This window comes from Cryptosporangium japonicum, from assembly GCF_039524755.1.
GTDB lineage: Bacteria > Actinomycetota > Actinomycetes > Mycobacteriales > Cryptosporangiaceae > Cryptosporangium > Cryptosporangium japonicum.
Genome location: NZ_BAAAGX010000028.1, coordinates 146,205 through 167,961, shown reverse-complemented (window position 1 = coordinate 167,961; position 21,757 = coordinate 146,205). Strand labels below are relative to the sequence as shown.

Sequence of the window (21,757 nt, the reverse complement as noted above, 5' to 3'; positions counted from 1 at the left end):
CTCAACGGTAGCCTGCGCTCATGGAGGAGCTCTCGCTCGCCGACACCAACGGCATCCTCCGCCAGCCGTGGGTGCACCCGTTCCGCACCAGCGCCGGCCTCGGCTGGCCGGACCTCTACGTCTCGACGCAACACGAAGCGCCGTACGCGGCGTCGTTCGGCGGCGCCCGGAGCCACCTGGTGATCCTGCACCGGGACGGGCCGGTCACCGTGAGCCGCGGCGCGTTCGCCCGCACGGTGGCGCCCGGCGGGTTCTTCCTCCACCCGGCGGGCAAGGAGCTGGACGTCGAGCTCCGCGGCCCCCTGGACACCGTGCACGTCTACCTGAGCGACCGCGCGCTGCAGGGTGCCCACGACGGTCCGGCCGTCGACCTCGCCGAGGAACTCGGCACCGAGGACCCGCTGCTCGAACAGCTCGTGCTCGCGCTCGACGGCGTCCTCACCGCCTGGGAGCCCACCGCACGCACCTACGTCGACCAGCTCGGCAACCTGCTGGCGGCGCAGCTCGTGCGCCGGCACAGCAACCGGCCCCCGCCGTCGGTGCCGTCGGTCCGGCGCCGTCCCGGCCTCGACGACCGGCGGTTCGCCCAGGTGCGTGCGTTGCTCGACGCCCGGCTGGCCCAGCCGGTGCCGCTGAGCGAGATGGCGGCGGTGGCCGGGCTGAGCGTCAGCCAGTTCGCCCGGCAGTTCAAGGCACGCACCGGCCTGGCTCCCCACCAGTACCTGCTCCGGCTGCGTGTCGACGCCGCGGTGGCCCTGCTCGGCGACCCGGCGGTGCCGATCGCCGAGGTCGCCACCCGCTGCGGCTTCACCCACCAGGAACACCTCACCCGTGTCCTGCGTGCCCACCGCGGCACCACCCCGGCGGCGCTCCGCCGCGCCTAGCGGTTTTGTGCAGCGTGATCATGCAGGACCCGCGACCGGGGTGCCGTGATACTGGGCGGGTCAGCGACGACGAGGTCGGGAGGCACCGTGCGCAGCTTCGAACACACCGGGTCGCCGGTCCGGGTGGTGTTCGGTGCGGGCACGCTGGGCGCGCTGCGGTCCGAGGTCGAGCGGCTGGGCCGGCGCCGGGTGCTGCTGGTGAGCGGCTCGTCGCAGCCGGACGTCGTCGAGCGCGCCGCCGCCGGGCTCGGCGACCTGCTCGCCGGCCGGTTCTCCGGCGCCGCGATGCACACCCCGGTCGAGGTGACCGCACGGGCGCTGGAGTCCGCGTCCGACGCCGACGTCGTCGTCTCGATCGGGGGCGGCTCGGCGACCGGCCTGGGCAAGGCGCTCGCGGTGCGTCTCGGCGTCCCGCAGATCGCGGTCCCCACCACCTACGCCGGTTCCGAGGTCACGTCGACGCTCGGCGAGACCGCCGACGGGGTGAAGACCACCCGCAGCGCACCGGAGATCCTGCCCGCCACCGTGCTCTACGACGTGGACCTGACCGTCGACCTGCCGGTCGCGACGTCGGTGACCAGCGGCGTCAACGCGATGGCGCACGCGGTGGAGGCGCTGTACTCACCGGACGCCGACCCGGCCGTCGACGCGCTCGCCGAACAGTCGATCCGGTTGCTCGCCGCCGGGCTGCGTCGCATCGTCACCGATCCGGCCGACGTCGACGCCCGGGCCGACGCGCTCACCGGCGCGTGGCTCGCCGGCACCTGCCTCGGCGCGGTCGGCATGGGCCTGCACCACAAGCTCTGCCACACGCTCGGTGGCTCGTTCGGCCTTCCGCACGCCGGGACCCACACCGTCGTGCTCCCGCACGCCATCGCCTACAACGCGTCCGCCGCTCCGGACGCCGTGGCCCGGGTGGCCGCGGCGCTGGGCCGCGACCGGGACGCCGCGGCGGCGATGTACGACTTCGTCGTCGAGGTGGGTGGCCCCACCTCGCTCGCCGAGCTGGGGTTCCGGGCCGGTGACGTCGCCGAGGCGGCCCGGCTGGCCACCGCCCGGCCCTACCCGAACCCGCGGCCGGTCACCGAGGAGGGCGTCACCGAGCTGCTCACCGACGCGCTCGCCGGCGCCCGGCCGGCCGGCGCCCCGGACTTCTCCTGGCTCACCGACCAGGTCGTGGCGAGCTTCGCGAACGCACCGGACGCGCGCGTGCGTCAGCTGCTGAGCGACCTGGTCCGCCGCGCGCACGCGTTCGCGAACGACAACGACCTCACCCAGGACGAGTGGCAGTACGGGATCGACTTCCTCACCCGCACCGGCGCGATCACCAGCCCCACCCGGCAGGAGTTCATCCTGCTCTCCGACACGCTCGGTCTCTCCAGCATGGTCGACCTGCTGACGAACTCACGCACCACCGAGACCACCCCCTCGGCCGTCCTCGGCCCGTTCTACGTTCCCGGTCCGCCGGCCGTGGCCCCGGGCGCCGACATCTCCGGTGACCTGCCGGGCATCCCGCTCCGGGTCGACGTCCGGATCGAGGACACGACCGGCGCGCCGATCGGGGACGCCACCGTCGACGTCTGGCAGAGCAACGAGGACGGCTTCTACGACCTGCAGCTGCCCGACCTCGAAGGGCCGGTGCTACGTGGGCGCCTCACCAGCGACGCCGACGGGATGGTCCGGTTCTGGACGATCCTCCCGAGCGAGTACCCGGTGCCGGTCGACGGACCGGTCGGGCAGCTGCTCGAGAGCACCGGCCGCCACCCCTACCGGGCACCGCACCTGCACTTCCTCATCGACGCACCCGGCCACCGGCGGCTGATCACCCAGCTCTTCGTCGCCGGCGGCGCGTACCTCGACTCCGACACCGTGTTCGGCGTCAAGGACGACCTGATCGTCGACTTTGCACCCGGTGAGGGTTCGCCGCCGGACGGCCGCGCCGTCGAGGGCGAGTGGCGCGTGCTCACCTACGTGTTCCGGATGGGATGACATGTCTCTGGTCGAAACCGACGTCCTCGTGGTCGGCAGCGGCCCGGCCGGCGGTGCCGCCGCGCTGCTGCTGAGCACGTACGGCGTCCCCAACGTCGTCGTCACCAAGTACTCCGCGCTGGCCGACACCCCCCGGGCCCACATCACCAACCAGCGCACGATGGAGGTGCTGCGCGACGCCGGCCTCGAGGACGTCGTGACCGCGCAGGCCACCCCGCAGCACCTGATGGGCGACACGCCGTTCTGCACGTCGCTGGCCGGGGAGGAGCTCGGCCGGCTGCACACCTGGTACACGCACCCGGCGCGCAAGGCCGAGCACGACCTGGCGTCGCCGACGTCGATCTGCGACATGCCGCAGCACCTGATGGAACCGGTGCTGGTGAACGCGGCGATCGCGCGCGGCACCCGGTTCCGGTTCGACACCGAGTACGTGGGCCTGGTGCAGGACGACGACGGCGTGACCGCCACGGTGCGCGACCGGCTCCGCGGCGACGAGTACCGGATCCGGGCCAAGTACCTGATCGGCGCCGACGGCGGACGCAGCCAGGTCGCCGCGGACATCGGGCTGCCGACCGTCGGCCAGATGGGCGTGGCCGGCAGCATCAACATCGTCTTCGAGGCCGACCTCACGAAGTACGTGGCGCACCGCCCGAGCACGCTGTACTGGGTGCTGCAGACCGGCTCGGACGTCGGCGGCATCGGGATGGGGCTGGTGCGCTGCGTGCGGCCGTGGCACGAGTGGCTGATCGTGTGGGGCTATGACATCAACGGCGAGCCGCCGAACCTCACCGAGGACTACGCCCGGCAGGTCGCGCACATGCTGATCGGTGACGACACGGTGCCGGTGCGGATCACGTCCTCCTCGGCGTGGACGGTGAACCACCTCTACGCCGAGCGGTACTCCAGCGGCCGGGTCTTCTGCGCCGGCGACGCCGTGCACCGGCACCCGCCGTCGAACGGGCTCGGGTCGAACACGTCCATCCAGGACGCGTACAACCTGGCCTGGAAGCTGAAGCTGGTGCTGTCCGGGGCGGCCGGGCCGGAGCTGCTGGAGACCTACACCGCCGAGCGGGCGCCGATCGGGAAGCAGATCGTCGACCGGGCGAACCAGAGCATCGGCGACACCCGCCGGATCTTCGACGCGCTCGGGCTGCTCTCGACCTCCGACCCCGAGCAGATGCGGGCCAACATGGCCGCCCGCAAGGACCCGGGCGCCGAGGCGGAGAAGCAGCGGCAGGCGCTGCGCGAGGCGGTGGCGTTCAAGGACTACGAGTTCAACACGCACGGCGTCGAGCTGAATCAGCGGTACACCTCGTCCGCGGTGGTGCCGGACGGCGGTGCGGCGCAGAACCCGCGCGACGACGAGCTGTTCCACCACGCCACGACCACGCCCGGGGCCAAGGTGCCGCACGCGTGGGTGGGGCGCGGCGCGGCCCGGCTGTCCACGCTGGACCTCGGCGGTCAGGGCCGGTTCACGCTGCTCACCGGTATCGGCGGCGAGGCGTGGACGGCGGCGGCCGGCGCGGTGGGCGCGGCGCTCGGCGTCGAGATCGCGGTGGTGCGGATCGGGCCCGGCGCCGACTACGAGGACCTCTACGGCGACTGGGCCGCGGTGCGTGGGGTCGGCGACACCGGGGCGGTGCTGACCCGGCCCGACAACTACGTCGGCTACCGCGTGCCGTCGCTGCCCGAGGATCCGGGGAGCGCGCTGGAGGGTGCGCTCCGGCGCATCCTAGGGCGCGTCTGACTCCGGGCCCGGATCCTTCTCCGCCGGTGCGGGTTTCGGGGGAGTGGGGAAGAGACGGCCCAGGGCCGGGAAGGCCGGGGCCGGCCGGACCGGCGTGGCCGCGGCTTTCACGGCCTCGATCTGGCGACGCAGGTCGTCCTGGCTGATCGCGGTCGCGGGTGTGCCGGTGCGCGCCTCGCGCATCGCCTTGGCCAGCTGCGCCCGGCGCAACACCTCCTTGAGGTCCGCGCCGGTCAACCCCTGGCTGAGCGTCGCGCACGCGGCGATGTCGACGTCGTCGGCGAACATCCGGAACCCCGGAACCTCGTGTTCGACGATCTGCTGGCGGATCATCTTCGCGAGGATCTGCGCGCGACCGGTCGCGTCGGGGGCCGGCACCGCGAGCTTGATGTCGAAGCGCCCCGACCGCACGAGCGACGGGTCGATCCGCTCCGGGAAGTTCGTCGTCGCCACCACGAACACGTTCGGGTTGGCCTCGATCAACGTGTTCATCTCCTGCTTGAAGATGCCCGCGACCGAGTTGATGGCCTGGCTCGCGGCGTCGCCGCCCTCACTCGCGTACCCGATGATCGTGTCGAACTCGTCGAACAGCATCACGGTCGGCTCGGTGTAGCGCCGCGCGTCACGGAAGATCTGCTTGATGTTGCGCTCGGACGCGCCGAGCCACTTGTCGAGGATCTCGGTGGTGCGGATCTCGCGGAACCGCGCCCCGATCTCGTTGGCGAGCGCGCGGGCGAGCATCGTCTTGCCGGTGCCGGGCGGCCCGTAGAACAACGCACCCTGCGGACGCTTCGCGCCCCACCGCGCCAGCGCCTGCGGGTGCCGGAACGACGCCGCGATCTCACGCAGCTCCTGCACGATGTCGTCGAGGCCGCCGACCTGGTCGAGCGTCACCCGGTCCGGGCTGCCGGAGGTGGCGCTCACGGTGACCACCTGGCCGACCAGCGCCTCCGGCGAGGTGGCCTCGACGACCGCGTCCAGCACCAGGCGGCAGAAGCCCTCCAGGTGCTCGACGCTCAGCTCGCCCGCCGGCACCGACGAGCGCAGCGCGATCGTCCGCTCGGTGGTCTTCGCGGTGGCGACCAGGCCGCTCGAGGAGTCACGCACCTCGGCTTCGACGTCGATGACCGGGACGTCGGTGGGCTCGGGCTCGGGCGCGTGCGCCGGGCGGTCGGTCTCCAGGCGGCGGGACACGTTGGCCAGGAAACCGCCGACCCCGTCGACGATGCGGGTGGCCCAGGGGTCGCCGGACTCGACCCGCCGGGACAGGAACACGCCGATCGGGTCGTTGCCGAGCACGGTGAGCCCGGCCCGGTCGGACGGCTCGGTGCCGGTGCGGATGCTGGCGTCCAGGTACGCGTCGAGCTCGTCGCGCGTCACCGTGACCGACACCGCGCGGACCGGTGGCGGGAACGCGACCCCGCCGAGCAGCTCGACACGGTGGCCGTCGTCGAGAACCAGGATCCGTTCGGCGTCCACGAGCGTGACCGTGGCGCCGGCGTGAGTGAATGTCCGCAGGTCCGGACGCACCGGATAGCTGGCGTCGGTCTCCATGATTCGTTGCTACCCCACGGGGTCAACCTCAACCCGGCTTGTCATCCGTCGTTACTCTTCCGGAGCAGAGCGCTGGCGCACGGTAGGGGCGAAGAGTCATCAGTTCGAGTCGAGCCGAGGTACGCATGTTCGGCAGGCGGCGACGGGAGCGTCGACCGGCCGAACTGTCCCCTGACACCCTTTTGCGCGACCGGGTCATCGCCGGCCACACGCTGCTGGCCCAGGGCCGCACCGGCGAGGCCGAGCAGACGCTCATCGAGGCGTTGCCGCTGCTCAACGACATCGGTCCGCACACCAACGCGTTTCTGACGCTGCGCCTGCTCGGGCAGTGCGCGCGCACCACCGGCCGCCTGGACACCGCCCGCGCCTACTACAGCCGCGCGCTCGACGTCGCCGAGGCGCTCGGTGACCCCGACCTGGCCGGCGCGGCGGTCAGCGGCATGGCGTTCGTCGAGCTCGCTGCGGACGACCTGGGCCGCGCCGACGAGTACTTCCGGCAGGCGGTGCAGCTGGTCCGCACGCTGGCGCCGGGCCCGGGCCGGGTCGCGGTGCTGCGCAACTACGCCGACCTGCTCGTCCGGGTCGGCGACGCGCGTGCGGCCACGTTCTACCAGGAGGCGCTCGACCAGCCGGGCGTCGACGCGGCGAGCCGGGCCGCGATGCTCGTCGCGCTCGGCCGCGAGCTGCACCGGCGCGGGCGGGTCGCCGCCGGCACCGAACGGCTGCGTACCGGCGCCGCGCTGTTCGCCGAGGCCGGTGTGGACTCCGAGACCTACGCCGCGCTGGTGACGCTGGCCGGGCTGTCCCGGCGCACCGACCCGGCGGTCGCCGCCGACGCGTTCGCCCGTGCCCACGACCTGGCGTGCGCGACGCTGCCGCCGATCGACGTCCGGCACCACACCGAGGGGTTCGCCGCGCGGGTGCGTCAGGTCGAGGCCGAGACCGAACGGCGGGCCGCCACCGGTGAGCTGCCCGCCGTGGCGCCGCCCGCGGTGCTGGCCGCCTCCCGGATGCTCGGGCCCGACGTGGTGCGCTCGGTGACCATCGGTGCGCCCGCGATGATCGGGCAGCGCTCGCTCGACGAGGGTGTCGCGCTCACCGCCGCGGGCCGGTTCGACGACGCCGCCGCGAAACTGCGGATGGCCGAGGTGATGTGGTCGGCGCTGGGCGCCGCCCACGTGCTGCCCCGGGTGTGGGTGGCGCAGGCCCGGCTGGCCGCGCGCCGGGGGGAGCCCGAGGCGGGGCGACCCCTGCTCGAACAGGCCCGGGCCCGGGCCGCCGCGCTCGGGGACGCCCGCACCGAGCTCGCCGCGCTGACCGCGCACGCGGAGTCGGTGGTCGAGGCCGCCCAGGCGCGCCCGCTGGGTGGGGAACTCCCCGAGGACCTGCGCCTGCTCGACGTGGTGGCGCGCGCGTCCGCGCTGGCCGAGTTCCTGGCCGAGCGGGGTGAGACGCCCGAGACCGCGGACGCGCCCGCGGCCGCCCTGTGCGTGCGTTACAACGCGTTCGACCTGGCCGAGCACTACCTCCGCCGGGCGGCGCTCGCGGGCGGTGGGGAGGGTCAGCGGGCCAGCGCGCTGGCCGGCCTGGTGACGATACTGGCCCGCCGCGGGGTGGGCGGCGCCGACGAGATCGCCGCGCTGCGCGAACGGCTGGCCGCGATGGCCGACAGCACGCCGGACCCGCTGGTCCGGGCCGCGGCCGGCGGTGCGGTGGGCCGGATAGCGGTCGCCGCCGGCGAGTGGACCGAGGCGACGTGGGAGCGTCTGCGTGATGCCTGTGCGGCCTACGACGAGTTGCGTGCCCACCCGGTGGGGCCGGATCCGCACGTGGAGCCGCCGTATCTGACCGCGGCCGAGGTGGCGATCCGGTTGGGGCGGTTCGACGACGCGCTGGCCCTGTGCGAGTCCGCGCCCCCGTTCCCGGTGGCGTCCGCCGCGCCGGAGGCGGTCCGGGTGGTGTTCGTCCCCGGGGCCTGCGGGGTGTACGCGTTGACCGCCGTTCCCGGCGCGCGGGTGACCGGGGAGGTCGTGTCGTCCGCGCCCGGCGGCCCGTCCCCGGCCCGCTGCGCCGCCGTCGTCGACGCCGCGACCGCCCTGGCCGGGGCGGCGTCCGGGGCGGTGGTCGTCAGTGCGCTCGGTGCGCTCTACGGCACGGCCGTGCACCGCACCGCCGACGGCGCCACCCGCCCGGGGGTGTCGCTGCTGCCCACCGCGTCCCCGCTCCCGCCGCGCCCCCGAACCGAGGCGTCACGGCGGGGCGCGGTGCTGGTCGACCCCACCGGAGATCTCTCCTTCGCCGGCACCGCTGGTGCGCACGCCGCCGCCCGCTGGGGCACCGAGCCCCAGCCGATCACTCCCGAGCGACTCGACGCGGCCCTGAGCCCCGGCTCGGTCGTGCACCTGGCCGGCCGGATCGTGGCCGACGACCGCCGCCCCGAGCGCACCACGCTCCTCCTGCCCGCCCCCGACGGCGGCCCCGACGGTGCCACCGGACGGATCGACATCGCCGGCCTGGCCGCGTTGCCCTGGACCGGCACGGTCGTCGTCCTCGCCAACAGCGAAGGCGGGGTACCGGCCGTGCTGGTCCGCACGCTCCTGGCGGCCGGCGCCCGAGCCGTGGTCGCCAGCGCCACCCCGGTCGACGGTCTCACCACCGCTGTCCTCACGACCTGGCTGCACGACGCCCTGACCGCCGACGACGCCGACCTCACGGCCACGTCCGTCGACGAGGCCCTCGCCGCCGTCCAGCGCCGGCTCGCCGCCGCCACCGGCCACGAGCTGCTCACCTGGGCCGCCGACCAGCCCGGCCTCTGCGCCGAGCAACTCTCCCTGATCACCGATCGCGCCGAACTCAAGCGCCCCTTCGCCGCCGCCCCGTTCGTGACGTACGGCTGACCGGCGCGTCCGAGCGGGCCGCGGGCCGGCCGGACACGCCGGGTGGTCACGGCAACGCGGCCGGCACCACCCGCAGGAAGTCCAGCTTTCCCGCGTCCTCCGAGCCGGCCGGGGCGGTGTACGTCACGATCCGCAGGTCCGCGCACGGAACCGTCAGCACGTCGCAGTCGAGCGTGATCGGCCCCACCACCGGGTGTTCGATCCGCTTCCGGTCGGCGATGTGCACCCCCACCACCCCGGTCGCCCACAGCTCCGCGAACCGCGGGCTGCCGGCCCGCGCGTCGGCGATCAGGGCCGCCACCTCCGGGTCGTCGGGGTACGTCGCCGCGGCCGCACGCAGGTCCGACACCAGCGCCGCGTCCAGCACGTCCGGCCCGTACTCCGACACCACCGGCCACCGGGCCAGCTCGCGCGACAAGCCGAACCGTCCGCGGACCAGATTGTGGTCGTCGGGGAACTCGGCCGGGTCGCCGATCAGCGCCGCCCACAGCGGGCTCCAGCGGATCAGCGTCCAGTCCGCGCGGAACACGCCGAGCGGGATCTCGCCGAGCCGCGTCAGCAGCCGCTGCACGCCGGGGGAGACGTAGTCGGAGATCAGCCCCGGTGAGGGCGGCGCGAGCCCGGCCAACCGGTACAGATGGTCCCGCTCGCACGTCCCCAGCTGCAGTGCGCGCGCCAGCGCGGCCACGACCTGCGGTGACGGGGTCGTGGCCCGGCCCTGTTCGAGCCGCACGACGTAGTCGACCGACAGGCTGGCCAGGTACGCCAGCTCTTCCCGGCGCAGCCCGAGCGCCCGCCGCCCACCGGCCGCGGGGAGGCCGACGTCCACCGGCGACAGCCGGTCGCGCCAGATCCGGAGCGTCTCGCCGAGCGTCTGCATGCCTCGATTCTGCCCCGGCGATCCGGTGAACTGCCTGGTACTGCCAGTCCTACCGCCGCGAGAGGCACTGGTAGCCCGCCGCGGCCGGGCGGATCGTCGTCGCCATGACCACCACGTTCATCACCGGGGCCAACAAGAGCCTCGGGTTCGAGTCCGCCCGCCGCCTGATCGAGGCCGGCCACACCGTGATCGTCGGCGCCCGCGACCCGGAGCGCGGCCGGGCGGCCGCCGCGGAGCTCAACGCCCGTTTCGTCCGGATCGACGTCACCGACGACGCCTCGGTGGCCGCGGCGGCCGCTGACGTCGCCGCCCACGAGGGCCACGTCGACGTCCTGATCAACAACGCGGGTGTCCCCGGCGTCAACCCGCCGGCGGCCGAGATCACCGCCGACGACGCCCGCGCCGTGTTCGAGACCAACGTCATCGGCGTCGTGCGGGTCACCCACGCGTTCCTGCCGCTGCTGGCCGGGTCGGGTGCGCCGGTGATCGTCAACGTCGGCAGCGGCCTCGGGTCGTTCGGCGTCACCCACGACCCGGAGCGCTTCGAGTCGACGTTCGCGATGCCGCTCTACGACGCGTCCAAGGCCGCGCTGTCGATGCTGACCGCGCAGTACGCGAAGGCGCTCCCGCAGCTGCGGATCAACGTCGTCGACCCGGGTTACACCGCGACCGACTTCAACGGCCACAGCGGTCCGCAGACGATCACCGAGGGCACGGACGCGATCGTCGCACTGGCCTCGATCGGCCCCGACGGCCCCACCGGCACCTTCCAGGACCGCCACGGGGCAGTTCCGTGGTGAGCGGCGTAGGTTCGGATCATGACTCTCAACGCCGCAGAAGCCGGAACCATCGACGTGGGCGGCGACCTCACCGTCAACCGCCTGGGGTTCGGCGCGATGCGCATCACCGGGGCCGGCATCTGGGGTGACCCGCCGGACCGCGAGGTCGCGAAGTCGGTGCTGCGCCGGGCCGTCGAACTCGGCGTCAACTTCATCGACACCGCCGACTCGTACGGGCCGAACGTCAGCGAGGAGCTGATCGCCGAGGCGCTGTACCCCTACGCCGACGACCTGGTCATCGCCACCAAGGGCGGCCTGACCCGCACCGGGCCGGGGGTGTGGCCGTCCGACGGGACGCCGGAGCACCTGGTGAAGGCGCTCGACGGCAGCCTCAAGCGCCTCAAGCTGGAGCAGATCCCGCTGTACCAGTTCCACCGCCCCGACCCGAACGTGCCGATCGAGGAGTCCCTCGGCGTCCTGGTGGAGGCCAAGAACGCCGGCAAGATCCGCCACATCGGCGTCTCGAACTTCGACGAGACGCAGATCGCGATCGCGCAGGGCCTCACGCCGGTCGTCTCGGTGCAGAACCGGTACAACGTCGAGGACCGGTCGTCGGAGACCGTCGTCGACCTCGCCGAGCAGGAGCAGTTCGTGTTCCTGCCCTGGGCGCCGATCAGCGGTGACATCGCCGCGGTCAAGGACGCCGCGGTCAACCACGGTGTCTCGCCGCGGCAGGTCGTGCTGGCGTGGCTGCTGGCCCGCTCGCCGCAGATCCTGCCGATCCCCGGCACCGGCTCGATCGAGCACCTCGAGGAGAACATCGCGGCCGCGTCGCTGCGGTTGTCGCCGGCCGAGGTCGCGGCCATCACCGGGTGATCGAACGGTTCCCGTTCCCGTTCCGGGCCGACACGTTCCGCTACGGCACGAACGTGGAACGCGCCCGGACGCCGGTGCGCACGGAGGCGGGCTCGTGGGGCTCGGCGTTGATCGACGTCGACGCCGGGTACCGCACCGAGCTGGCCGAGCGGGCCCGGATCCTCGCCGCGGATCCGGGCCGGCTCACCGTCCGGCCGTCGGCCGGTCCGGCCTGCTGGGACGCGATGGTGACGGTCCTGCGCGAGCTGTCGGTCTCCCGGTCCGACGTCATGCGCCTGGACGTCGCGGGTGAGCGGTACCGGTGGCGCAACGACCTGCTGGGGGTCGACGTCTCCTTCCGCGAGGGCGACGCGCTGCCCGGCGGCCCGCTGGGTTTCCTGGGCAGCCAGATCCAGGACGACATCGTGCTGCTCGACCAGCGCGAAGGGGCGTTGTGGATGGAGGCCGGGCTGGTCACGTTCGCGGCCGGCTGGTCGGTGGCGTTCGACGTCGGGATGACGTTCACCGAGATCCACGGGCCGGTGCCGCGGGTGCACGAGGACGGGGTGGTGGCCAGGGCCGAGCGGTTCCTGATGCGCCTGCAACCGGGCGACGAGTACCGGCGCACGAACTGGTCGGTGACGCTCGACGGGTGGCTCGACCAGTCGACGGAGGCCTACCCCGCGTGGGGGCCGGTGCGGTCCGCGGCCGGGTCGCTGGCCGGCGACGAGCTGGCGCGACGGCTCTGCCTGCGGGTCGAGGTGCAGCACCTGATCCGGTTGGGGCACTCGGGCGCGATCCTGTTCCTGATCCGGACGTACCTGGCCTCGCTGGCGGAGATCGCGACAGTGCCCGCGTGGCGCCGGCGTTTCGGGCGCGTGCTCGCCGAACTTCCCGACGACATGGCGTCCTACAAGGGGCTGGCGCCGTTCAGGGACGCCGCGGTGCGGTGGCTGCTGCCGTCGTCCCCCGCGGCACGAGACGCGGGGGAGTGACCACCTCGCGCTGGAGCACCGGGGTGCCCTCGATGCGGGCGATCGCGCGTTCGACCGCGTGCGTGGTCATCGCGGTGGTGTCCTGCGCGATCGTGGTCAGGTCGAGGTAGGTGAGCCGGGCCAGGCGGCTGTCGTCGTAGCCCACGACGCTGACGTCGTCGGGCACGCGCAGGCCGGCGCGGCGGAGCGTGTCGAGCACACCGGTGGCCGCGAGGTCGTTGAACACCGTGATCGCGGTCGGGGGATCGTCGAGCAGCGGGGCCACCGCGGCGGCACCGTCCTCCCCGGTCGGCCCGCCGGGAAGGATCCGGATCTCGGCGTCCAGCCCGTGCCGTCGCATCTGGTCGCGGTAGCCGCGCCGCCGCTCGGCGGTGCCCGGCGTGCGCCCGCCGTCGAGGTGGACGATCCGCCGGTGGCCCAGCGCCACCAGGTGGTCCACGGCCTGGTGCAGGCCCTGGCAGTCGGCGTTGCGGACCACGTCGACGGCGTGGTGACGCACGTCGCGGCCGAGCGCCACGACCGGCAGCCGCGCCGCGATCCCGGCGAGCGCGGACGTCGGCGACGACGGTCCGATCACCAGCAGCGCCTCGCAGCGGTCCTGGAGCAGGCCGGCGATCGCGGTGCGCTCGTCGCGGTGCGGGGTCACCGCGCTGAGCGTCAGCTCGTAGTCCCGCCGTGCGGCCGCGTCGTAGAGGCCGGTGAGCAGATCGCCGTGGAACGTGTGCTGCACGGCGAAGACGACGCCGAGCAGCCGGCTGCGGCCACTGCGCAGTAACCGGGCGCGCCGGTCCGGGCGGTAACCGATCCGGTCGGCGACTTCCAGCACCCGCTGCCGGGTGGCCGCGCTCGCGCCGGGCGCGTCCCGCATGACGATCGACACCAGCGCGGTCGACACTCCGGCCTCGGCGGCGACGTCCGCCAAGGTGGGACGCCGCTCGGTCATCGCCGTAGCGTACTGAGCCACTCGGGGCCGCGGGAACGCACGGCACCGACGCCCGACCCGGCGGGGTGCGTGTCGGTGGTCCGCGCCGGGGTGCCGTCCGCGACGGGCGCGGCCCGGGGGCGGTCGAAGCGGAAGCTGAGCACCGCGATCACCACGCCGACGGCGGCGAGGCCGGCCCCCACCCAGGCCGGGGCGGTGTACCCGAGACCCCGGGCGATGACGAGGCCGCCGAGCGCGGCGCCGAGGCTGTTGCCGATGTTCGTCGCGGACTGGTTGATCGCCGCGCCCATCAGCTGGGCTCCCGGCGCCACCGCGATCAGCCGGGCCTGCAGCGCGGGCGCGGTCACCAGACACGCCGCCCCCACCAGGAACGCGGTGACGAACAGCCCGACCGGATGCCCGGCCGAGAGCGCGAACGCCGACGCGGCCAGCACCACCGCGCCGAGCCCCAGCACGATGCTGCGACGCACGTCGCGGTCCCCGACCACGCCACCGAGCAGGTTCCCGGCGGTCATGCCGAGCCCGATCGTCGCCAGCACCCACGGCACCGCGCCGGACGAGAGGCCGGCGGTATGCGTCGTCACCGGGGAGATGTAGCTGTACACGGCGAAGAACCCGGCGAAGCCGATCGCGCCGATCGCCGCGGCGAGCCACATCTGCGGCGCGCGGAACGCGCTGAGTTCGGCCCGCGGCGACCCGCCCGGTGCGGCCGCGATCGACGGCACCGTGGCCACCACGGCGAGCAGCGTCAGCACGAACATCCCGGCGATCGCCGCGTACGCGACGCGCCAGCTCGTCGCCTGCCCGAGGCCTGTGATCAGCGGCACGCCGAAGACGTTGGCCGCGGTCAGACCGGTCAGCACCGCGGCGAACCCCTTGGCCTGGCTGCCGGGGCCGATCAGCGCGGCCGCGACCATGCCGGCCGCGCCGAAGTACGCGCCGTGCGGCAGCGCCGCGACGAACCGCGCCAGCAGGACCAGTGGGAACGTCGGCGCGAGCGCGGAGGCGACGGTACCGGCCGCGAACAGCGCCAGCAGGCCGACGACGAGCTGCTTGCGCGGCACCCGGGCGGTCAGCGCGGCGATCGTGGGCGCACCGACGACGACGCCGAGCGCGTAGACCGTGATCGTCCACCCGGCCTCGGCCACGGCGTCCGACGTCGAGCGGGCGTACTCCGCGGGCAGCAACCCCCGCGCCATCTCGGGGAGCAGCCCCATCGCGACGAACTCGGTCAGTCCGACCGCGAACCCGCCCAGTGCGAGCGAGAGCAGCGCAGCGTGACGACGCGCGCGTGACAGGGTTTCCACCGACGCCTCCCCGGTGCGGTTCCGATGCGCACCGGTGCGCGGATCGCGGGACAACCGCTGGTAACGCTATACCTAGTTCTCTAGAACGTTCTAGAGAGGTCCGCGTCACAGCCATACTGGGTCCGTGCCGGTCCAACTCCACTCCGCGCTCGCCGAGCGGGCCGCCGGCCGCTGTTCCGGCGCGGTGGCGGCCGCCGCGCCGTGGCTGCGGCCCTACGTCGTGGGGTACGGCGGGTACCGGGTCCTCGGCGGCCCACCGGTCCGCCGCCGCCTCTTCCCGGTCACGCTCACGACGCTGCTCCTCGACGCCGACGAGGGCGCGCGGCTGGTCACCGGAGCCCGCCGCGACGGCGCGGTGCACGACGGTCGTCCCTGGCGGTCCGGCGTCTCGGTCGGCCTGACCCCGGCCGGTGTCCGCGCGCTGCTCGACGTCGAGGCCGCGGCGGTGGCGGGCGGCACGTTCGCGCTGGACGGGCGCCTGGGCCGCCTCTCCGACCGGCTGGCCGAACTGCCCGACTGGCCCGCGCGTGTCGCCGCGCTGGACGCGGTCCTCACCACCCGGCTGCGGGGCCGCACGGTGGAGCGCCTCGTCGACCGGGCCTGGTGGCGCCTGCAGGATCCGGCCGGGACGCCGGTGGGGTCGCTCGCCCCCGAGCTCGGGGTCAGCCGCCGCCACCTCGAGCTGGAGTTCCGGCGACGGATCGGGCTGACCCCGAAGACCGTCGCCAGGGTGGCACGCCTCCAGCGGGCCGTCGGGGTGCTGACCGCACCCACCGCCACGCTGGGCGACGCCGCCGCGGTCGGGTTCGCCGACCAGTCGCACCTGAGCCGGGAGACCCGGGCGCTGCTCGGCTCCACCCCGGGTGAGCTGTTCGCATTCGTCCAAGACGCCCTGCGGCCGGCTCACTAACGTCAGCCGCCATGGAGCTGACCGGGAAGGTCGCGGTGGTCACCGGAGGTTCGCGGGGCATCGGCCGGGCGATCGTGCACGAGCTGGCCCGGCGGGGCGCCCGGGTGGTGTTCAGCTACCGCGAGGCCCCCGGCGCGCCCGTCGACGGCACCACCGCGGTGCGCGCCGACCAGGCCGACCTCGCCGGCTTGGAGGCGCTGTTCGCGCCGGTCACCGACGGGTTCGACATCCTCGTCAACAACGCCGCGATCAATCCGGCGACGCCGATCGCCACGCTCACGCCGGCCGAGTTCGACCACGTGCTCACCGTCAACACGAAGTTCCCGCTGTTCGCGATGCAGCGCGCGGCGACGCTGCTGCGCGACCACGGCCGCATCGTCAACGTCTCGACGCTCAACACCGTCGTCCCCGCGCCCGGCCACGGCCTCTACTGCGCGAGCAAGGGGGCGCTGGAGCAGCTCACCGCGGTCGCGGCCCGCGAGTTCGGGCCGCGCGGTATCACCGTGAACACGGTCTCGCCCGGCTCCACCGAGACCGAGCTGTTCCGGGAGACCAACCCGCCCGAGGCGGTGGCGCAGGCGGTCGCGTTCACCGCGCTGGGCCGCCTCGGCCGCCCCGCCGACGTCGCGGCGGTCGTGGCCTTCCTGGCCGGCCCGGACTCGGGCTGGATCACCGGCCAGAACCTCCGCGCCACCGGCGGCTTCCTGGTCTGACTAGTTTCCGTTCAGGCCGGCGATCTTGCGGTGGTCCCAGGAGGCGACCTTGCTCGGCGTGAGACGCACCCAGCCGTGCCTGCCGTCGTGGTACATGTTCTGCTCGCCGCCGAAGTACTTCGCCGCGAACAGCCGCTCGGCGGCCTCCAGCTCTCCGATCGACTCGGCGCCGGTGCGCGGTGCCTCCCCGACCTGCTCCAGGGTTCCCCGCAGCTCGACGCCGTGCAGCTCGAAGAAGTCGTGCCCGGCGTCGACGACGACCGCCACCCGCGGGTCGCGCACGATGTCGGCCCAGCGCTGGCTCTTCACGATCGAGTAGAGCCAGAGCGACGTGCCGTCCCAGACGAACCAGAGCGGTGAGACGTGCGGCGCGCCCGACGAGGTGAGCGTCGCGACCCGGCAGGTGCGGCTCTCGGCGAGGAACGAGTCCAGTTCCTCTTTCGACAACGCGATCCGGCGTCCCCGCTTCTGGGTACTCAGCACGTCACTGTCGGCCACAGCGCCTCCTTCGGTCCCGGTCGCCCTCCGGTTTACCGGACGGTAAGGGTCCGTGTCTCGCGTACTCCGCGAAGCTCGGCGCGCGTGACCGGGCCCCGTGGTGGTCGCCGCAGGCGGGAGCGGGTTGGTACGACCTGACTACCGGAGCCGAAGTCGGGGTAAGCGCCAGTCGGCGGGCGCCGAGGTCCGCCGGGGAAACACCGGGAGCCCGTATGGATGTCACGAGCGTTCTCGCCGCCGACGCACCCGCGCCCGCGAGCTCCGATCCGCGGCTGATCGTCGCCGCGCTGATCGGTATCGCGGTCGTCGTCGTGCTGATCACCTGGGTGAAGATGCACCCGTTCATCGCGCTGACCGTGGGCGCGATCGGGCTGGGGCTGGGGGCCGGGCTGCCGGCCGGCGACGTCGCGGAGAGCTTCAGCGGCGGGTTCGGCGACACGATGGCGTCGGTCGGTCTGCTGATCGGCCTCGGCGCGATGTTCGGCAAGCTGCTCGCCGACTCCGGCGGCGCCGACCAGATCGTCGACACGATCGTCGGGCGGGCCCGGCCGGGCGCGCTGCCCTGGCTGATGGCGCTGGTCGGGGCCATCATCGGGTTGCCGATGTTCTTCGAGATCGGCGTCGTGCTGCTGATCCCGGTGATCATCCTGGTCGCGCGCCGGTCCGGGTTGCCGCTGTTCCGGATCGCGATCCCGACGCTCGCCGGCCTCTCGGTGATGCACGGGCTGGTGCCGCCGCACCCCGGGCCGCTGGTCGCGGTGAGCGCGCTCAACGCCAACCTCGGGCTGACGCTCGCGCTCGGCCTGCTGGTGGCGGTCCCGACCGTGCTGGTCGCCGGCCCGATCTTCAGCCGCTGGGCCGCCCGCTGGGTCGACGTGCCGGTGCCGGCGCTGTTCCAGACCGACCAGGACACGGCCGGCGGCACCCCGGCCGCCCGGTCCGAGTCCGGCGACGGCGCGGCCGAACCCGGCCGGCGGACGGCCGGAACCGCGGGTACCGACGTCGAGGACGCGGCGGACGCCTCCTCGGGCACCGACGACTACCGGGGCCGCGGAGACACCGGCTCGCTGGTCGCGTCACGCAAACGGCCGAGCTTCGGCACCACGCTCGCCTGCATCCTGCTGCCGGTCGTGCTCATGCTGGCCAAGGCCATCGCCGACGTCGTCGCGCCGGACAGCGAGAGCCCGGTGAAGGACGCGATCGACTTCGTCGGCACGCCGCTGATCGCGCTCACGATCGCGGTGCTCGTCGGCATCGTCGGGCTCGGTCTCGGCGCCGGCATGGACCGCGGCGCGATCGCCTCCACGCTCGGCGACTCGCTGCCGCCGATCGCCGGCATCCTGCTCATCGTCGGCGCCGGCGGTGGTCTGAAGCAGGTGCTCATCGACACCGGGCTCGCGCAGATCATCGCCGACGCGGTCGAGGGCAGCGCGCTCCCGGTGCTGCTGCTGGCCTGGATCGTCGCCGTGCTGATCCGCGTGGCCACCGGCTCGGCCACCGTCGCCACGGTCACCGCCTCCGGGATCCTGGCCCCGGTGGCCGCCGACCTGTCCAGCCCGGAGATCTCGCTGATGGTGCTGGCGATCGGCGCCGGCTCGCTGTTCCTGTCCCACGTCAACGACGCCGGGTTCTGGCTGATCAAGGAGTACCTCGGCACCACCGTCGGCCAGACGCTCAAGACCTGGACCGTGATGGAGTGCCTCATCTCGGTCTGCGGCCTGATCGGCGTCCTCCTCCTCGATCTGGTGATCTAGCTGCAAACCTTCCTGCCCGTCGCCGACTTCGACCGTTCCGCGGAGCTCCTCGACTCGCCCCGCCTCGGCAAACAGCGGGTCGAGACGCTCCAGGTGCTGCGCGCGCTCGAGCTGCCCGACTACGGCTGGGCGTCCCACCCGGTCACGGTCATGTGGCGGGGACGCACGGCCGGGCTCGTCGTCTACGGCCTCGCGATGGTGCGGGCCTGGCGGGCCCGGGGCTTCGCCGACACCACCGCGCCGCAGATGGCGGAGTTCGCCCCCGACGCCGCCGGCCTCACCCCGCGTGAGGCCGCGGCGGCCGGGCTGCTGCCGAGCTGGGTCGGCGACGAGGAGGTGCACCGCTCGCACCGGTCGAACCTGCGCGCCAAGGACCCGGCGTTCTACGGCCCGCTGTTCCCCGACACCCCCGACGACCTCCCGTACGTGTGGCCACCGGCCGACGACGTCCGACCGGCACCGGCGCCGTCCGGGGTGCCGGCCTGGATCGTGCGTCCCGCGGACCCGGCCGCGCTGGGCACGGCGCTGTCCCAGGGCGTCGTGGGGATCGGCACCGAATCCGGGGTCGACGTCGACGCGACCGGCCTGCAGCCGGCCGAGTTGCGGAGCCTGGCCCATGAACTGTCCGGCCGCCGCCCGGCCAAGGCGCTCCGCCAGCTGTCGTCGTTCCTCGACGACGTGCGGCCGGGCGATCCGGTCGGCGTGCCGGTCGAGCAGGGCGCGGCCCTGCTGCTGGGCGAGATCGTCGGCGACTACCTCTGGGCGCCCGGGCAGCCGCTGCCGCACCGCCGCCCGGCCCGGTTCACCCACGTGGTGGCCCGGTCGGCGGCGCGGCCTCCGGCGACCCTGCAGGATCCGCGCGGGCTGTTCCGGGTGATACTCGACCCCGCGGAGGTGACTGATGACCGACTTGGAGTTCGGGCTCGACACGTTCGGTGACCGGAGCACGGACCTGGACGGGAACCCGATCCCGTACGCGCAGGTGATCCGGAACGTCGTCGACGAGGGGGTGCTCGCCGAGCAGGTCGGGGTCGACAGCTTCGGGGTGGGGGAGCACCATCGCGACGACTTCGCGATCTCGGCGCCGGAGATCGTGCTCGCGGCGATCGCCGCCCGCACCGAACGGATCCGGCTGCGCACCGCGGTCACCGTGCTCAGCTCCGACGACCCGGTGCGGGTGTACGAGCGGTTCGCGACGCTCGACGCGATCGCGCGCGGCCGCGTCGAGATGACGCTGGGCCGCGGGTCGTTCACCGAGTCGTTCCCGCTGTTCGGGTACGACCTGAGCGACTACGAGACGCTGTTCAGCGAGAAGCTCGACCTGGTGGTCGCGCTGCTGGAGGGCGGGCCGGTGTCCTGGAGCGGCACCGTGCGCCCGCCGCTGGTCGACCAGGAGGTGTTCCCGAAGGTCGAGTCGGGGCGGCTGAGCGCGTCGATCGGCGTCGGCGGGAGCCCGGAGTCGGTGGTGCGCGCGGCCCGCTACGGCCTGCCGCTGGCGCTGGCGATCATCGGCGGCGACCCGGCCCGGTTCGCGCCGTTCGTCGAGCTCTACCACCGGGCGCTCGCGGAGTTCGGGCGCGACCCGCTGCCGGTCTCGGTGCACTCCCCGGGTTTCGTCGCGGCCACCGACGAGGAGGCCGCCGAGATCGTCTGGCCGCACGCGCGGACGATGCACAACCGCATCGGCGCCGAACGCGGCTGGCCGAAGTACACCCGCGGACGGTTCGAGTCCGACGTCAACCACGGGGCGCTGCACCTCGGCTCGCCGGAGACCGTCGCGCAGAAGATCGCCCGGACGGTGCGTGCGCTCGGCATCCAGCGGTTCGACCTGAAGTACACCAACGGGCCGATCCCGCACGAACACATGGCGACCGCGATCGAGCTCTACGGCACGAAGGTGATCCCCCGCGTACGCGAACTCCTCACCGACGACTGACCGGCGCGCTGCCGTCCGCCCCCGGGACGGGCGATCTACCGTGCGCGGATGGGGATTCAGGGCATCGCGGGTGTGCTCGGCGTTCTGCTCGGCGTGAGCGGGCCGCACCCGCCGGCCGGGCCGGTGGCGGCGGGTGCGCTGCCGGCCGCGCCGCTGCCGTACCTCGGTGGGCCGCGGGGCTGCGTGATCCCGGACCCGTCCGACACCGGCGGGTGCGTCACCGCGCCGATCGCGTGGCTGACCACACAGGTGCGCCACCGGTTCGGTGACCTGCCGGTCTCGTGCTGGGACGAGCACGCCTGGAACCCGCGCAGCGACCATCCGCGCGGCCGCGCCTGCGACTACACGATCGGGCGCATCGGGGCGTTCCCCGACCGCACCGACGTCCGGCGTGGCTGGGAACTCGCCCGGTGGCTGCGGGCCAACGCCCGCGCGCTCCGCGTCCACTACGTGATCTTCCAGGGCCGGATCTGGTCCTGGGAGCACAACCGGGCGGGCTGGCGCCGGTACCTCGGTGGGGGCGTGTACGACCCGGCCGACGTCACCGGCGGGCACTACGACCACGTGCACGTTTCGACTGTCGACAAGAGACCGGAGTGGCTGTTCGCGGCGGCCGCTGAACCGGACGGGTCGCGTCAAAAACCTTAAGAGATCCCATATTTCGAACCGACCCCACCGGGGCGTCCGTACCTCGGTATCGAAAGTGCAGGGGCCTGCACGGTGTCAATGGTGATCGGTCGAAGGGTGTGTCGTGGCGAATCGGAAGCTGGGATGGCGACGTAAGGCAGCGGTCGGGGTGGGCATGCTGGTGGTGTTCGGCGGCGCGACCGCCGTGGGCATCGGCGTGAGTTCGGCCGGCGAGAACGCCGCCGCGCCCCAGGCGCCGAAGGAGGACTGCGGCGGCCTCGACACCGCGCTGAAGAACAACCTGAACTTCATCGCCGGGCAGCGGGCCAACCCGGACGCGCTGTCCGACGCGCGGATCGCCAACCGGCAGGCCGTCGTCGACCTGATCCAGCAGCGGCGCGTGGTCGCGGGCTGCACCGCGAACGTCGTCGCCGACGGCGCCGCCGCCCAGCCGCCGGCCGCCCAGCCGCCCGCCGCTCAGCCGCCGGC

At 73.8% G+C, this 21,757-nt stretch carries 18 protein-coding genes and 1 pseudogene; 14 read left to right on the top strand and 5 right to left on the bottom strand.

Annotation, left to right across the window (positions count from 1 at the left end; genetic code table 11):
* The first annotated feature begins 20 nt into the window (after positions 1 to 20).
* From ABD437_RS32300 to ABD437_RS32290, 3 genes are all read left to right on the top strand, one after another.
* Positions 21 to 884: a helix-turn-helix domain-containing protein gene (locus ABD437_RS32300; protein ID WP_344652733.1), complete on the top strand. Its 864-nt coding sequence runs from the start codon at positions 21 to 23 to the stop codon at positions 882 to 884.
* Between the two features lie 87 nt (positions 885 to 971).
* Positions 972 to 2,873, top strand: a complete 1,902-nt coding sequence (locus ABD437_RS32295; RefSeq protein WP_344652732.1) for a maleylacetate reductase and hydroxyquinol 1,2-dioxygenase domain-containing protein — start codon at positions 972 to 974, stop codon at positions 2,871 to 2,873.
* A 1-nt stretch (position 2,874) separates the two neighbouring features.
* Positions 2,875 to 4,620: an FAD-dependent oxidoreductase gene (locus ABD437_RS32290; protein ID WP_344652731.1), complete on the top strand. Its 1,746-nt coding sequence runs from the start codon at positions 2,875 to 2,877 to the stop codon at positions 4,618 to 4,620.
* Here ABD437_RS32290 and ABD437_RS32285 read toward each other — a convergent pair.
* The gene (locus ABD437_RS32285; RefSeq protein ID WP_344652730.1) at positions 4,606 to 6,174 is read right to left on the bottom strand and encodes an ATP-binding protein; all 1,569 of its coding nucleotides are present in this window, start codon (positions 6,172 to 6,174) and stop codon (positions 4,606 to 4,608) included. The genes ABD437_RS32290 and ABD437_RS32285 overlap by 15 nt on opposite strands.
* Positions 6,175 to 6,299: 125 nt before the next feature.
* Between ABD437_RS32285 and ABD437_RS32280 the strand changes: the two genes are divergently transcribed.
* Positions 6,300 to 9,071 (top strand): tetratricopeptide repeat protein, encoded by a 2,772-nt coding sequence (locus ABD437_RS32280; protein WP_344652729.1) that lies wholly within the window; start codon positions 6,300 to 6,302, stop codon positions 9,069 to 9,071.
* Positions 9,072 to 9,117: 46 nt separating this feature from the next.
* On the opposite strand, the gene ABD437_RS32275 is transcribed toward ABD437_RS32280, so the two are convergent.
* Positions 9,118 to 9,951 carry a helix-turn-helix transcriptional regulator gene (locus ABD437_RS32275; RefSeq protein WP_344652728.1) on the bottom strand — a complete coding sequence of 278 codons (834 nt, stop codon included), beginning with the start codon at positions 9,949 to 9,951 and terminating at the stop codon, positions 9,118 to 9,120.
* A 104-nt stretch (positions 9,952 to 10,055) separates the two neighbouring features.
* Here ABD437_RS32275 and ABD437_RS32270 point away from each other — a divergent pair, with 104 nt between their 5' ends.
* The 3 genes from ABD437_RS32270 to ABD437_RS32260 are packed head-to-tail and all read left to right on the top strand — an operon-like array spanning position 10,056 to position 12,580.
* On the top strand, positions 10,056 to 10,751 hold the full coding sequence (locus ABD437_RS32270; RefSeq protein ID WP_344652727.1) for an SDR family NAD(P)-dependent oxidoreductase: 696 nt from the start codon (positions 10,056 to 10,058) through the stop codon (positions 10,749 to 10,751).
* Positions 10,752 to 10,769: 18 nt separating this feature from the next.
* Positions 10,770 to 11,606, top strand: coding sequence for an aldo/keto reductase (locus ABD437_RS32265; RefSeq protein ID WP_344652726.1), 837 nt, complete (start codon positions 10,770 to 10,772; stop codon positions 11,604 to 11,606).
* Complete coding sequence (locus ABD437_RS32260) at positions 11,603 to 12,580, top strand: heme-dependent oxidative N-demethylase family protein (RefSeq protein ID WP_344652725.1); 978 nt, start codon at positions 11,603 to 11,605, stop codon at positions 12,578 to 12,580. Before ABD437_RS32265 ends, ABD437_RS32260 begins: the two co-directional genes overlap by 4 nt.
* Here the strand turns inward: ABD437_RS32260 and ABD437_RS32255 are convergent.
* A complete protein-coding gene (locus ABD437_RS32255; protein ID WP_344652724.1) occupies positions 12,516 to 13,523 on the bottom strand; it encodes a LacI family DNA-binding transcriptional regulator in 1,008 nt (335 codons plus the stop codon). The genes ABD437_RS32260 and ABD437_RS32255 overlap by 65 nt on opposite strands.
* Entirely contained in the window at positions 13,520 to 14,830 is a 1,311-nt protein-coding gene (locus ABD437_RS32250; RefSeq protein ID WP_344652723.1) for an MFS transporter, read from the bottom strand. Before ABD437_RS32250 ends, ABD437_RS32255 begins: the two co-directional genes overlap by 4 nt.
* 124 nt (positions 14,831 to 14,954) lie before the next feature.
* Between ABD437_RS32250 and ABD437_RS32245 the strand changes: the two genes are divergently transcribed.
* Together ABD437_RS32245 and ABD437_RS32240 are read left to right on the top strand one after the other, a co-directional pair.
* Positions 14,955 to 15,740 carry a helix-turn-helix domain-containing protein gene (locus ABD437_RS32245; protein ID WP_344652722.1) on the top strand — a complete coding sequence of 262 codons (786 nt, stop codon included), beginning with the start codon at positions 14,955 to 14,957 and terminating at the stop codon, positions 15,738 to 15,740.
* Between the two features lie 11 nt (positions 15,741 to 15,751).
* Positions 15,752 to 16,453 carry an SDR family oxidoreductase gene (locus ABD437_RS32240; protein ID WP_344652721.1) on the top strand — a complete coding sequence of 234 codons (702 nt, stop codon included), beginning with the start codon at positions 15,752 to 15,754 and terminating at the stop codon, positions 16,451 to 16,453.
* On the opposite strand, the gene ABD437_RS32235 is transcribed toward ABD437_RS32240, so the two are convergent.
* Positions 16,454 to 16,933: a pyridoxamine 5'-phosphate oxidase family protein gene (locus ABD437_RS32235; protein ID WP_425558297.1), complete on the bottom strand. Its 480-nt coding sequence runs from the start codon at positions 16,931 to 16,933 to the stop codon at positions 16,454 to 16,456. It abuts the gene before it with no gap.
* 230 nt (positions 16,934 to 17,163) lie between these two features.
* Here ABD437_RS32235 and ABD437_RS32230 point away from each other — a divergent pair, with 230 nt between their 5' ends.
* The 5 genes and pseudogenes from ABD437_RS32230 to ABD437_RS32210 all read left to right on the top strand — a co-directional run.
* Entirely contained in the window at positions 17,164 to 18,705 is a 1,542-nt protein-coding gene (locus ABD437_RS32230; protein ID WP_344652720.1) for a GntP family permease, read from the top strand.
* Entirely contained in the window at positions 18,706 to 19,644 is a 939-nt protein-coding gene (locus ABD437_RS32225; RefSeq protein ID WP_344652919.1) for an MSMEG_6728 family protein, read from the top strand. It abuts the gene before it with no gap.
* Positions 19,607 to 20,641 carry an LLM class flavin-dependent oxidoreductase gene (locus ABD437_RS32220; RefSeq protein ID WP_344652719.1) on the top strand — a complete coding sequence of 345 codons (1,035 nt, stop codon included), beginning with the start codon at positions 19,607 to 19,609 and terminating at the stop codon, positions 20,639 to 20,641. Before ABD437_RS32225 ends, ABD437_RS32220 begins: the two co-directional genes overlap by 38 nt.
* Before the next feature lie 48 nt (positions 20,642 to 20,689).
* A complete protein-coding gene (locus ABD437_RS32215) occupies positions 20,690 to 21,289 on the top strand; it encodes a VldE C-terminal domain-containing protein (protein WP_344652718.1) in 600 nt (199 codons plus the stop codon).
* Between the two features lie 103 nt (positions 21,290 to 21,392).
* Positions 21,393 to 21,757 (top strand): annotated as a pseudogene (locus ABD437_RS32210) (hypothetical protein); the annotation flags it as partial.